The sequence below is a fragment of the Actinophytocola gossypii genome, assembly GCF_025165815.1.
GTDB classification, from domain to species: domain Bacteria; phylum Actinomycetota; class Actinomycetes; order Mycobacteriales; family Pseudonocardiaceae; genus Actinophytocola; species Actinophytocola gossypii.
Map to the genome: position 1 here is coordinate 96,345 of NZ_JAFFZE010000010.1, position 12,629 is coordinate 108,973.

The window sequence follows — 12,629 nt, forward strand, 5'->3', positions numbered from 1 at the left end:
GGCGAGAGGACAGACGCGTGACTCAGCGGGACGTGATCGCCGACCTGACCGCAGAAGCCGAGGCGGTCGACGCGCTCGTCGCCGGCATCGACGCCGCCGACTGGGCGCGGCCGACGCCCGCGCCTGGCTGGACGGTCGCCAACCAGATCGCCCACCTTGCCTTCATCTTCCGTCTCGCCGGCACCGCGGCCGCCGCCCCGGAACGGTTCGCCGCGATGACCGCCAAGGCCGCGGAGAACTTCGAGGGCGCGGTCAACGGCGCGCTGCGCGAGTTCGACGGCGACTCGCCGGAGGTGCTGCTCGGCAAGTGGCGGACCGAGCGGGACACCGCGATCGAGGCGCTCGCCGCCGTACCACCGGACCAGGTGGTGCCGTGGCTGGTGCGTCCGCTGCCGCCGACCGTGCTCGCCTGCGCCGGGACCATGGAGTGCTTCGGCCACGGCCAGGACATCGCCGACGCGCTCGGCGTCGCCCGCGAGCGCACCGACCGGCTCTGGCACCTCGCCTGGTTCGCCACGCTCACCTGGGACTTCGGCTACCAGTCCCGCGGGCTCACCGCGCCAGACGTCCAGTTCCGCTACGAGCTCACCGCGCCGTCCGGTGACCTGTGGGAGTTCGGCCCGCCCACCGCCGAGCAGCGGATCACCGGCTCCGCGACGGACTTCTGCCTGCTGGTCACCCGCCGGCGGCACCGCGACGACCTCGACGTGAAGGCGGTCGGCGACGACGCCGACGCGTGGCTGGACCTCGCCCAGGCCTACCGAGGACCCGCCGGGCAAGGCCGCAGGCCGGGACAGTTCTCGTCCTGACGCCATGATGCCCCCACGCCGGCTGATCCGGCTGCTCGCCCATATCGAGAGCGACCGCCCCCGGTCGGCGATCCGGCACGTGTACCTGCGTGACGCGCCCGGACCCCGGCCCTACCTGGCGGCCTGAACATGGAGGAAACCGTGGTGATCGTCATGTCCCCCGACGCCACACCGTCCGATGTGGACGCTGTCGTCGCGCGGGTGGAGACCGCGGGCGGGCGGGCGTTCGTGAGCCGAGGGGTGAGCCGGGTCATCGTCGGGCTGGTGGGCGACGTGGACCTGTTCGCCTCGTTGAACCTGTCCGGGATGCCGGGCGTCGGCCAGGTCACCCGGGTGTCCACCGGCTACAAGCTGGTGAGCCGCGAGCAGCACCCGGACCGGTCGGTGGTGCACGTGCGCGGGGTGCCGATCGGGCCGGACACGCTGACGCTGATCGCCGGACCGTGCGCGGTGGAGACACCGGAGCAGACGCTGGCCGCGGCCAGGATGGCCCAGCGCGCCGGCGCGACCCTGTTGCGCGGCGGCGCGTTCAAGCCACGCACGTCGCCGTACGCGTTCCAGGGCCTCGGCGAGCTCGGCCTGAAGATCCTGGCCGACGTGCGTACCGAGACCGGGCTGCCGATCGTCACCGAGGTGCTCAGCGCGCACGAGGTCGAGATGGTCGCCTCCTACGCCGACATGCTCCAGGTCGGCACCAGGAACATGCAGAACTTCACGCTCCTGCGCGAGGTCGGCGCCGCCGGCAAGCCGGTGATGCTCAAGCGCGGGATGAACGCCACCATCGAGGAGTGGCTGATGGCCGCCGAGTACATCGCGCAGCGCGGCAACCTGAGCATCGTGCTGTGCGAGCGCGGCATCCGCACCTTCGAGACCGCCACCCGCAACACCCTCGACGTCTCGGCCGTCCCCGTGGCGCAACGCCTCTCGCACCTTCCGGTGATCGTCGACCCGTCCCACTCCGGCGGCCGCCGCGACCTGGTCCTCCCCCTCGCCCGCGCCGGCATCGTCGCCGGCTCCGACGGCGTCATCGTCGACGTCCACCCCGACCCCGCCACGGCCCTCTGCGACGGCCCCCAGGCCCTGGTCGAGGAGGACCTGACCGACCTGTCCCGCACCATCGAGGACCTGTCCGTCTACATGGGCCGCACCAACCCCACCCGCCCCCTCCGCAAGGCGAGCTGAACCGGGAACGTACGACTCGCCGAACCGAAACGTACGACTCGCGACCACCGCGAGTCGTACGTTCCCGGCGCGCGAGTCGTACGTTCCCGGCGCGCGAGTCGTACGTTCCGGTCGTGGTCAGCCGAAGGCGTGGGTGCGCCAGTTCGGGATCTCCGCCGCGCTCAGGGCCACGGGCAGGATCGTGGCGCGGTCGACGGCGCCGGTGAGGCGTTGGCCGCCGCCCTGGTCGGCGCCGAAGCGGAGCTCCCTGGTGGCGCAGCCGTTGATGCCGTCGGCCGGCACCGCCGCCGTCGCGGCCTGGGCGCCGTCCAGGTACACGGTCAGCTCGCCGGCGTCGGTCATGGTGACGGCCACGTCGGTCCAGCGGTCCGCCGGGACCACCGCGCCGGTGGTGACGTTGGTGCCGGAGCCGATGAAGCGCAGCTGGTTCGACGGGGTCAGGTCGATCAGCACCCCGTCGGTGCCGGGATCGCCGCTGGGCTGCCAGTCGAACAGCCGGCGGTAGCCGCTGCCGGACGCCTTCACCTCCGCCGCGAACGTCGCCTCGCGGAGGAAGCCCAGCGACGTCGGCTCGGTGCCCAGGTACGTTCCGCCGTCCAGGACGACGCCGCTACCGGTGGGCGCGGTGTCGTCGTAGGCCACGGATCCGCGCACGGTGGCGTCCCGGTCGTGCCGGGACGCGTCGTCCACAGTGGACCCCGACGCCGGGTCCCAGGCCACCAGCGGACCGTCCGGCGGTGCCGCGCACGGCGGCAGCGGCTCGATCGCCACGCCTGTGCGTCCGGTGTGCCGCCAGCCGTCCCCGGTCAGCACGGCCGTCAGGGGCTGGAACTCGGTGTCCCCGGCCGCCGGGGTGACGGTGAACGTGTACGTCCTCGACCCGCCGCGCCGGATCGGGCGCACGTGGTGCCGGGCCGGGGACGCCGTCCAGCCGTCGGGGAGGTCGAGCGCCAGCCGGGCCGCCGGCAGCGTCCGGCCGTGCGCCGAGACGGTCACCTCCGCCTCGAACGGGGTCTGGTCCACCACCCGGTCGGGGGCGTCCACCGACATCGACGCCAGCGCCCGGAACACGTACGTCCGGCCACGATCGGCGTCGAACGTCACCTGGTCACCGGAACGGTCGGCCCGCACCCGGTTGCCGTACGAGTCGGTCAGCTCGTACCGGCCGGCGAACAGGTCCGACGACACGGTGATCGGGCCGGACCGACCCGCCTCCAGGGCGATCCTGGTCGGGGTGCCGCCCGCCCAGTCGACGTCGACGGTCACGTCGCCCCTGGCACGCAGGCCGTCGACCGAGCCGTCGGCCCACAGATCGGGCAGCGCGGGCAGGACGTCGACCACGCCGGAGTGGCTCTGCAGCAGCATCTCCGCGACCCCGGCGGTGGCCCCGAAGTTGCCGTCGATCTGGAACGGCGGATGGGTGTCCCACAGGTTGTCCAGCGTGCTGTTCTTCAGCAGCTCGGAGAGCATCAGGTGCGAGTGGTTGCCGTCGAGCAGCCGCGCCCAGAAGTTGATCTTCCAGGCCTTGCTCCACCCGGTCCCGCCGTCACCGCGCGCCTCCAGCGAGGTGCGGGCCGCCGTGATCAGCTCCGGGTCGTCCTGCGGGGTGATCTGCCGGCCCGGGTGCAGGGCGAACAGGTGCGACACGTGCCGATGCTGGTTGTTCGGGTCGTCCCAGTCCTCCTTCCACTCCTGCAGCTGGCCCCACGAACCGACCCGCAGGCCCGGGTCCAGCCGGTCCAGGGTGGCCTGGGCCTGACGCGCGAACGCGTCGTCGCCGAGTTGGCGCGCGGCGGCGACGGTGTTGTTCAGCAGGTCCCACACGATCTGCTGGGACATCGACGCGCCGGAGGAGAACGGGCCCTGTTCCGGCGAGTAGCTCGGGGTCACGACGAGCTTCCCGTCGCGCGGGTCCTCGACCAGCTCGTCCATCCAGAACAGCGTCAGCGACCTGAGCATCGGGTACGCCCGCTCCCGCAGGAACTCCTCGTCGCGGGTGAACAGGTAGTGCTCGTAGTAGTGCTGCGCGAGCCACGCGCCGGACTCGGGGAACCAGAACGCCGTCGCCCAGTCGTGCACGCCGGTGAAGCCGAACGGGTTGGTCTCGTTGTGCACCACCCAGCCGCGGTTGCCGAACATCTCCCTCGCGGTGACCTCGCCGGCCGGCACCATCGAGTCCACGTAGTCGAACAGCGGCGCGGTGGTCTCCGACAGGTTCGTGGTCTCCGCGGGCCAGTAGTTCATCTGCAGGTTGATGTTGACGTGGTAGTCGGCGCTCCACGGCGGCGAGGTGGAGTTGTTCCACACGCCCTGCAGGTTCGCCGGCAGCGAGCCCGGCCGCGACGACGCGACGAGCAGGTACCGGCCGTACTGGAAGTACAGGTTCTCCAACGCCTTGCGGTGCGCGGCCGGGGTCGCCGGATCGCGGTAGGCGCGCAGCAGGTCGTCGGTCGGCAGGTCCGGCATCTCCTGGCCGATGTCCAGGCGAACCCGGTCGAACAGCTCCCGGTGGTCCGCCACGTGCGCGTGCCGCAGGCGGTGGAAGCCCTTGTGCGCGGCCAGGTCGACCCGCCTGGTCACCTCGGCGTGCGGGTCCTCGCCGGTGCGGTAGGCCGGGTACACGTCGGAGTAGTCGGTGCCGGCGGCGATCACCAGCGTCACCGCGTCGGCGTCGCGCACGGTCACCGAGCCGTCGGCGTTGTCGGTACGGGTGCCACCGTCGTTGAGCACCCGGATCTGGGCCTCGAACCGCAGCCCGTTGTCGTGCAGGGCGCCGGCGAACGTGATCCGGCCGTCCCGCGCGGTCACCGTCCGCGAGCGGTTGTCCGGCGCGCTGACCGAGGTGGTGAAGCCGACCCGGCCGCGCTCGTCGGCCGAGAGGCGCGCCACGATCACGTCGTCGGCGGCGGTGGCGAAGTACTCCCGCGAGTACCGCACCCCGTCCGCGGTGTACCCGACACCGGCGACGGCCTCGGCGATGTCGAGGTCACGTCGGTAGTCGGTGACGTTCGTCGGCTCCTCGACCTGGGTGAGCCGGAGGTCACCGAAGATCTGGTAGGCGCCGAACCCGGTCTTGGGCTGTCCGAGCTGGTCGGCGACCCACTCCGGGTCGGCCTGGCCATCGACCCGGATCCGCTCCCGCACCCGCTCGATCGCCCCGGGCCGCGGCTCCCGCCAGTTGCCGAAGTCGTAGTCCGGCGAGCCCGGCCCGCCGGTCCACAGGGTCTTCTCGTTGAACTGCAACAGTTCCGTGCCGACACCGCCGAACACGCTCGCACCGAGCGCCCCGTTCCCGATCGGCAGCGACTCCGACTCCCAGTCGGTCGCCGGCTCGTCGTACCAGAGCGTCAGGCCGTCGTTGCGGTGCCCGTGGCCCTGGTCCTCCGCCACCGCACCGCTGTCGACCAGCGCGGTCCCGGCCAGTGCGGTGGCCGCGGCCACCGCCGTCGTCAGAATCCTGGTTCTCACCCGTGAGCGTCTGGACATCACGACTCCTCTGTCATGAAGGCACGCCGAAGTAAGCCCGGAAGGATTTCCGTGCTGAGAAGCTGTGTTCAGGAAAGGATCAGTCGTAGAGGACGGCCGCGATCTCCGGGTCGTCCACATTGGTCTGGTCGTACCACTTGAAGCCGGTGTCGACGGTCTCCGGCAGGTCCTCGCCGTTGATCGCCTTCATCGCGGCGATCACCAGCTGGCGGCCCATGTTCACCGGGTCCTGGGTGACGGCGCCGGCCATCGTGCCGTTGCGGATCGCGTCGACCTGGGCCTTGCCCGAGTCGAAGCCGACCAGCTGCAGGCCCTGCTTGCCGCTCTCCTGCACGCCCTTGATCACGCCGATCGCCGAGCCCTCGTTGGACGCGTAGATGCCCTTGAGGTCCGGGTTCGACGAGACGATCGACTTGGTGATGTTCGCCGACTCCAGCTGGTCGCCGCCGCCGTACTGCGGGTCAAGCACCTCGATGTCCGGCGCGTTCTGCTCCATCCACTCCAGGAAGCCGTCCCGGCGCTGGGTGCCGGACTGGGAGGTCTGGTCGTGCACGACCATCGCGACCTTGCCCGAGCCGCCGACCAGCTCGGCCATGTGCTTGGCCGCCTCGGCCGCGGCGGCCTTGTTGTCGGTGCTGACCGTGGTCAGCGGCACGTCGCTGTCCACTCCGGAGTCGAACGCGATCACCGGGATGTCCTGCGACTTCGCCTGCTGCAGCAGCGGCTCGGCGGCCTGGCTGTCCAGCGCGGCGAACCCGAGCGCGTCCGGGCTCTTGGCGATGTCGTTGGTGAGCATGTTGATCTGCTCCTCGACGTCGGCCTCGGTCGGCGGGCCGACGAACGTCACCCGCGCGCCCTGCTTCGACGCCTCCTCCTCGGCACCCTGCTTGACCGCCTGCCAGAACTGGTGCTGGAAGCCCTTGGACACGATCGCGATGTACGGCTGCCCACCGCCACCACCGGCACCGCCGCCCTCCGCACCGCACGCGGTCAGCGAGAGGGCCAGGGCGGCACCGGCCACGACGGCGCCGACCTTCTGCATCTTCATCGATCAGGCCTCTTTCTTCCGGAGGATGTCGGTGTAGACGGCCACGAGGATCACGCAGCCGAGGATGACGTTCTGCCACTCCTGGGGGATGGACATGATCTGCAGACCGTTGTTGAGCGTGGAGATGATCAGCGCCCCGATCAGCGTGCCGACGATCGAGCCCTTGCCACCGGACAGCGATGTGCCGCCGATGACCACCGCGGCGATCGCCTGCAGCTCGTAGCCCATGCCGGTGGCCGGCTGGGCCGACCCGAGCCGGGCGGAGATCATGATGCCGGCGAGCCCGATGAACAGACCGGCGAACGCGTAGACCGCGATCTTCCACTTCCGCACGTCGATGCCCGACAGCGCGGTGGCCTCCTCGTTGCTGCCGATCGAGTACGTGTAGCGGCCGAGCACGGTCTTGGTCAGCAGCACCCCGGCGATCACCGCGACCACGATCAGCACGATCACCGCGTTCGGGAAGTCCACGCCGGGAATCAGGTTGCCGGTGGAGATCTTGGTGTAGGCGGGCTCCTCGGAGAAGTAGATCGGCGCGCTGCCGGACACGACCAGGGCGAGCCCCTCGGCCACCAGCATCATCGCCAGCGTCGCGATGAACGGCGGGATCTTCAGCAGCGCGATGTTGATCCCGTTGACCAGCCCCATCAGCCCGCCGAACAGGACGGTCGCGACGAGCCCGACGGCCAGCGGCAGGTCCAGGTTCACGATGAACACGCCGGACATCACCGCGCACAGCGCCATCCCGGTGCCGATCGACAGGTCGATGCCGCCGGTGATGATGACGAACGTGGTGCCGATCGCGAGCGTGCCGATCACCACGGTGGAGAACAGGATCGCGGTGAAGTTGCCGTAGGTGAAGAAGAACGGGCTCGCCACCGAGAAGAACGCGAAGATCACGATCAGGCTGGCGAACGCCAGCAGCTGCTGCAGGCGGCCCTTCACCACGGCCCCGACCGGCCTGCCCGCCACCCCGGACTTCTCCCTCGTGGTCACCATCGGTTGCTGCCTCCAGTTCGGGACGTACCGGTGGCCGGTTCGTGCGAGGGCGTCATGCCTTCCCCTCTTCGTCTTCGGCCGCGCCGGTCTCCACCGGGTCCAGCCCGAGTTCCTTGGCGTCCTCGACGTTCTCGTCCGGACGCAGCGTCGCGTAGTGCATGATCGTCTCCTGGCTTGCCTCGGCGGCGTCGAGGATCCGGGTGACCCGGCCCTCGCTCATCACCACCACCCGGTGCGACATGCGCAGCACCTCGGGCAGCTCCGAGGAGATCATGATGATCGACTTCCCCTGCTCGGCCAGCTCGTTGAGCAGCTGGTAGATCTCCTCCTTGGCGCCGACGTCGATGCCGCGGGTCGGCTCGTCGAAGATCAGGATGTCGCAGTCCCGGGCGAGCCACTTGGCGATGACGACCTTCTGCTGGTTGCCGCCGGAGAGGAACTTCGTCGTCTGGTCCACCGACGGGGTCTTGATCCGCAGCGACCCGACGTACTCGCTCGCCGCCGCTCGTGCGGCCCGGTCGTGCACGAACCCGGCCGTGGTGAACCGCCTGGCCAGCGCACCGAGGGTCACGTTGGCCTTCACGTCCTTGTCGAGCAGCAGGCCGTAGCGCTTGCGGTCCTCGGACAGGTAGCCGATGCCGTGCCGCACCGCGTCGGCCGGGTGCCCGATGCGGATGCGGCTGCCACGCAGGGTGAGCACGCCGCCGTCGACGGGGTCGGCGCCGACGATCGCGCGGGCGGTCTCGGTGCGCCCGGCACCCATCAGCCCCGCGAAGCCGAGGATCTCCCCCGCGCGCAGGTCGAACGTGACGTCCTTGAGCAGGGCCTTGGTGGACAGGCCGGTGACCTCGAGCAGCACCTCGCGGTCGGCCCGCACCCCCTGCGGTCCGGCGTGGTCGGCGAGGGTGCGGCCGACCATCATCGCGATGATCTCCCGGGTGCTGGTGGCCGCGACGTCCACGGTGTCGACGTACTGGCCGTCGCGGATGACCGTGACCCGGTCGGCGATCCGGCGGATCTCCTCCATCCGGTGCGAGATGTAGATGACCCCGGTCTCCGGCCGCACGAAACGTCGGATCAGTTCGTGCAGGGTGGCGACCTCGGCGTCGTTGAGCGCTGCGGTCGGCTCGTCCATGATCAGGACCTTGGGGTCGTAGGAGAGCGCCTTGGCGATCTCGACCATCTGCTGATTGGCCACGGTCAGGTCGCCGACCACGGCGTTCGGGTCCAGCGGCAGGTGCAGGCGGCCGATCAGCTCGCGCGCGTCGCGGACCAGGCGGCGCTCGTCGAGCAGCAGCCGCGCGCGGCGCGGCTCGCGGCCGATGAAGACGTTCTGCGCCACGGTCAGGTGCGGAACCAGGTTGAACTCCTGGTGGATGATGCTGATGCCGAGCTCGGTGGCGTGCTTGGGGCCGGCGATCGTCAACGGCTCGCCGTCGAGGGTGAAGGTGCCGGTGTCCGGGGTGTGGATGCCGGACAGCAGCTTCATCAGCGTGGACTTGCCGGCGCCGTTCTCGCCGACGAGGGCGAGCACCTCGCCGGCGCGCAGCTCCAGGCGCATGTCGGACAGGGCGCGCACGCCGGGGAAGGACTTGTCCACGCCCTCCACCTCGAGCAGCGGCAACGTCCGTGGTGTCGCGGTCTCGGTCAGCAACCCGGTCCTCTTTCCGCCTAGTCACAGCCGGCGAGAATCTTCCGGGAGGTTAGACATCCGATGTATTCGCCGTCAAGACTATGTAAGCCGCTAGCAACACACTGCAACGTACCGCCGTGAACCGGTCACCGGAACCGGATAATCGTCAGATCTCTACTCGGCCCGCGCGGTTCCCGCCAGAATCTCCCGCCGGTCGGCGAAGTCATCGGGCCCCAGCTCCGCGAGCCGGACGCGCACCGAGCGCAGGAACTCCTCCCGCACCGCCTCTGACACCTTCGCCAGCCGCCGCGCGGTGGAGCCGACCGTGGCGTGCTGCGCGACGAAGTCCTCCGCGCTCGGCCGGTACGACCACGGCACCGGCCCGACCCGCACGTCCCCGAACCCGGCCGAGGTCAACACCCCGGTCAGCTTCTCGACCGTGTCGAGCACGACGTGCCGGCTCACCAGCGAGGAGTCAGCCGGAACACCGTGCCGGTCCAACTCGTCGTGACAGATCTCCACCGCCGGCATCGGCGGATCCGCGCCCCACACGGCGATCCCGACCGTCCCACCCGGACGCAGCACCCGCCTGGCCTCGCGGACCCCCGCCGCCGGATCGGGCAGATGGAACAACATGAACGCGAGCACCGCGACATCGAACACCCCGCCGGCGAACGGCACCCGCATCCCGTCCGCCACCACCCGGGGGAACCCGGCGGGGGCCCGCCGGACCATCCCCTCGGCCCGGTCGGCGCCGACCACCAGCGCGTCCGGGGCCCGCTCCCGCAACGCCGGCAGCAACGTGCCCACCCCGGTCCCGAGGTCCAACACCGCCCGCGCGCCCGCCAGCGGCAGCCGGTCGAGCAGCGCCAGACTCACCGGGTGCAGCACCCCGGCCCACCGCCGCTCGTAGTGCTCGGCGGTGTTCCCGTAGTGCTCGGCCAGCGCCCGCACCGCCCCGTCCGAACCGGAGTTCGTCATCGGCTCAGCCGCGTTCCACCAGGCGGCCGATCATGTCCGGGCCGGGGTGCGCGGTGCCGGAGCCGTCCCGACGCGGGTCGGGCTCGGGCAGCTCCACCGACGAGCCGTTCCGCGCGATGCCGGCCGGGCGCGGACCGACATAGGCCAGCACCAGCCGCGACTCGCCCTTGAGGAAGCGGTGCGTCCGCACGCCGCCGGTCGCCCGGCCCTTCGCCGGGTACTTCGCGAACGGCGTGACCTTCACGCTCTGCCCGGTGACCGTGACGACCATCGGCTCGCCGTGCTCGTCGTCGTCGGTGCGCACCGCGCCGAAGAACACCGCGCCAGCACCGGACGCCAGGTTGATGCCGGTCATGCCGCCGCCCTTGAGCCCCTGCGGCCGCACCAGCGACGCCGGGAACCGCAGCAGCGACGAGTCCGAGGACAGGAACACGCACGTCTCGGTGCCGTCGGTCAGCCAGGTCGCGCCGACGACCTCGTCACCGTCCCGGAGGCCGATCACCTCGAACTCGTCGGAACGCACCGGCCAGTCCGGCACGCAGACCTTCACCACCCCCGTCCGCGTACCCAGCGCCAGCCCCGGCGACCCCGCCGCCCGCTCGCCGAGCGGGGCGATGCCGACCACGCGCTCACCGGACTCCAGCGGCACCAGCTCGCTGGCCGCCATCCCGCCGCCGAGGGAGACCGTGCCGGCGTGCTCGGGCAGCACCGGCAGCGGCAGCACGTCGGTCTTGAACGCGCGCCCGCGGCTGGTGACCACCAGGATCTGCCCACGCGCCGTGGTGTGCACCAGCGCGGACACCGCGTCGTGCTTCGCGCGCCCGCTGCGCCGGCGGGCCTCGGTGGCCTCCTCCGACTCGGCGGCCGTGCGGGCCACGAGCCCGGTCGCGGACAGCAGCACCTGACACGGGTCGTCGGCGACCTCCAGCGGCCCCGCCGGCTTCGACGCGGCGAGCACCTCCTTGAGGTCACCGTCGATCAGCGCGGTTCGCCGCTCGCCCGCGAGGTCCTTGGCGACCTTGGCCAGTTCATTGGAGACGAGCTTCTTGAGCACCGACTCGTCGTCGAGGATCTTCGACAGCTCGGCGATCTCGGCGCGCAGCCGCTCCTGCTCGTTCTCCAGCTCGATCCGGTCGTACTTGGTGAGGCGCCGCAGCGGGGTGTCCAGGATGTAGGTCGCCTGGATCTCGGTGAGCTTGAACCGCTTCATCAGGCCTTCCTTGGCCTCGGCGGCGTTCTCGCTGGTCCGGATCAGCCGGATCACCTTGTCGATGTCCAGCAGGGCGATCAGCAGGCCTTCGACCAGGTGCAGCCGTTCCTCGCGCTTGCGGCGCCGGAAGCGGGTGCGTCGGGTGACGACGTCGTAGCGGTGCCGCAGGAAGACCTCGAGCAGCGCCTTGAGCCCCAGCGTCTGGGGTTGCCCGTCGACGAGAACGAGGTTGTTGATCCCGAACGACTGCTCCATCGGCGTCAGCCGGTAGAGGTCGGCGAGCAGTGCCTGCGGGTTGACCCCCACCTTGCACTCGATCACGAGACGGGTCCCGTTCTCCCCGTCCGTGAGGTCCTTGACGTCCGCGATCCCGGTGAGCCGCTTGGACTTCGTGACCTCGTCGGTGATCTTCTCGATGATCTTCTCCGGCCCGACGGCGTACGGCAGCTCGACCACCGTGATCGCCTGCCGGCCGCGACTGCCCTCGAGGGGTCCGATCTCGACCTTCGCCCGCATCCGGACCACGCCGCGTCCGGTCTCGTAGGCCCGCCGGACCTCGTCCAGGCCCAGCAGCATGCCGCCGGTGGGCAGGTCGGGCCCGGGAACGAACTCCATCAGCTTGTCGAGTGTCGCGTTGGGATGGTGGATCAGCCACCGAGCGGCCCCGATCACCTCACCGAGGTTGTGCGGGATCATGTTGGTCGCCATCCCGACCGCGATCCCCGAGGTCCCGTTCACGAGCAGGTTCGGGAACGCGGCCGGCAACACGGCCGGCTCCTCCAACGACCCGTCGTAGTTCGGCCGGAAGTCGACCGTCTCCTCGTTCAGCTCCCCCACGAGCAGCATCGCCTCAGGCGAAAGCCGTGACTCGGTGTAACGCGAAGCAGCCGGTCCATCGTCGGGGCTTCCAAAATTTCCATGCCCGTCGATCAACGGCGCGTTCATCGAGAAGTCCTGCGCCAGCCGGACCATGGCGTCGTAGATGGCCATGTCGCCGTGCGGGTGGTAGCGGCCCATGACGTCGCCGACCACGCGGGAGGACTTCACGTAGGCGTGGGTGGGCCGGTACCCGTTCTCGTTCATGGAGAAGAGGATGCGGCGGTGGACCGGCTTGAGGCCGTCGCGCGCGTCGGGGAGGGCGCGGGAGTGGATGACCGAGTAGGCGTACTCCAGGTAGGAGTCCTCGATCTCGGTCTTCAGCGGGTTGTCGAAGACGTTCGCGCCCGGCTGGTCGAACGCGGTCGGGTCGACCCGGGTCGTGCGGGCCTTGCGGCGTGCCAT

The 12,629-nt window shown here is 70.6% G+C and carries 9 protein-coding genes; 3 read left to right on the top strand and 6 right to left on the bottom strand.

The features are described from left to right. Positions 1-17 precede the first annotated feature (17 nt). The 3 genes from JT362_RS11695 to aroF are packed head-to-tail and all read left to right on the top strand — an operon-like array spanning position 18 to position 1,991. A complete protein-coding gene (locus JT362_RS11695; protein ID WP_260191148.1) occupies positions 18-809 on the top strand; it encodes a TIGR03084 family metal-binding protein in 792 nt (263 codons plus the stop codon). Between the two features lie 4 nt (positions 810-813). Next, entirely contained in the window at positions 814-936 is a 123-nt protein-coding gene (locus JT362_RS11700; protein WP_260191149.1) for a chorismate mutase, read from the top strand. 14 nt (positions 937-950) lie between these two features. Next, complete coding sequence (gene aroF / locus JT362_RS11705) at positions 951-1,991, top strand: 3-deoxy-7-phosphoheptulonate synthase (RefSeq protein WP_260191150.1); 1,041 nt, start codon at positions 951-953, stop codon at positions 1,989-1,991. Between the two features lie 117 nt (positions 1,992-2,108). Here the strand turns inward: aroF and JT362_RS11710 are convergent, their stop codons facing one another. The 6 genes from JT362_RS11710 to JT362_RS11735 form a co-directional block, all read right to left on the bottom strand. Continuing rightward, on the bottom strand, positions 2,109-5,477 hold the full coding sequence (locus tag JT362_RS11710) for a glycosyl hydrolase family 95 catalytic domain-containing protein (RefSeq protein WP_260191151.1): 3,369 nt from the start codon (positions 5,475-5,477) through the stop codon (positions 2,109-2,111). 79 nt (positions 5,478-5,556) lie between these two features. Next, positions 5,557-6,525: an ABC transporter substrate-binding protein gene (locus tag JT362_RS11715; RefSeq protein ID WP_260191153.1), complete on the bottom strand. Its 969-nt coding sequence runs from the start codon at positions 6,523-6,525 to the stop codon at positions 5,557-5,559. Between the two features lie 3 nt (positions 6,526-6,528). After that, complete coding sequence (locus JT362_RS11720) at positions 6,529-7,524, bottom strand: ABC transporter permease (protein WP_260191154.1); 996 nt, start codon at positions 7,522-7,524, stop codon at positions 6,529-6,531. A gap of 52 nt (positions 7,525-7,576) precedes the next feature. Further along, positions 7,577-9,178 (bottom strand): sugar ABC transporter ATP-binding protein, encoded by a 1,602-nt coding sequence (locus JT362_RS11725; protein WP_375546479.1) that lies wholly within the window; start codon positions 9,176-9,178, stop codon positions 7,577-7,579. 153 nt (positions 9,179-9,331) lie between these two features. After that, positions 9,332-10,138: a class I SAM-dependent methyltransferase gene (locus tag JT362_RS11730; RefSeq protein ID WP_260191155.1), complete on the bottom strand. Its 807-nt coding sequence runs from the start codon at positions 10,136-10,138 to the stop codon at positions 9,332-9,334. Between the two features lie 4 nt (positions 10,139-10,142). Continuing rightward, on the bottom strand, positions 10,143-12,629 hold the full coding sequence (locus JT362_RS11735; RefSeq protein ID WP_260191156.1) for a DNA gyrase/topoisomerase IV subunit A: 2,487 nt from the start codon (positions 12,627-12,629) through the stop codon (positions 10,143-10,145).

Bases quoted from the DNA above. Each gene is read 5' to 3' on its own strand.
- JT362_RS11710 (WP_260191151.1), bottom strand. From the start codon at position 5,477: ATGTCCAGACGCTCACGGGTGAGAACCAGGATTCTGACGACGGCGGTG.
- JT362_RS11720 (WP_260191154.1), bottom strand. From the start codon at position 7,524: ATGGTGACCACGAGGGAGAAGTCCGGGGTGGCGGGCAGGCCGGTCGGG.
- JT362_RS11700 (WP_260191149.1), top strand. From the start codon at position 814: ATGATGCCCCCACGCCGGCTGATCCGGCTGCTCGCCCATATCGAGAGC.
- JT362_RS11735 (WP_260191156.1), bottom strand. From the start codon at position 12,629: ATGGCACGCCGCAAGGCCCGCACGACCCGGGTCGACCCGACCGCGTTC.
- JT362_RS11715 (WP_260191153.1), bottom strand. From the start codon at position 6,525: ATGAAGATGCAGAAGGTCGGCGCCGTCGTGGCCGGTGCCGCCCTGGCC.
- JT362_RS11730 (WP_260191155.1), bottom strand. From the start codon at position 10,138: ATGACGAACTCCGGTTCGGACGGGGCGGTGCGGGCGCTGGCCGAGCAC.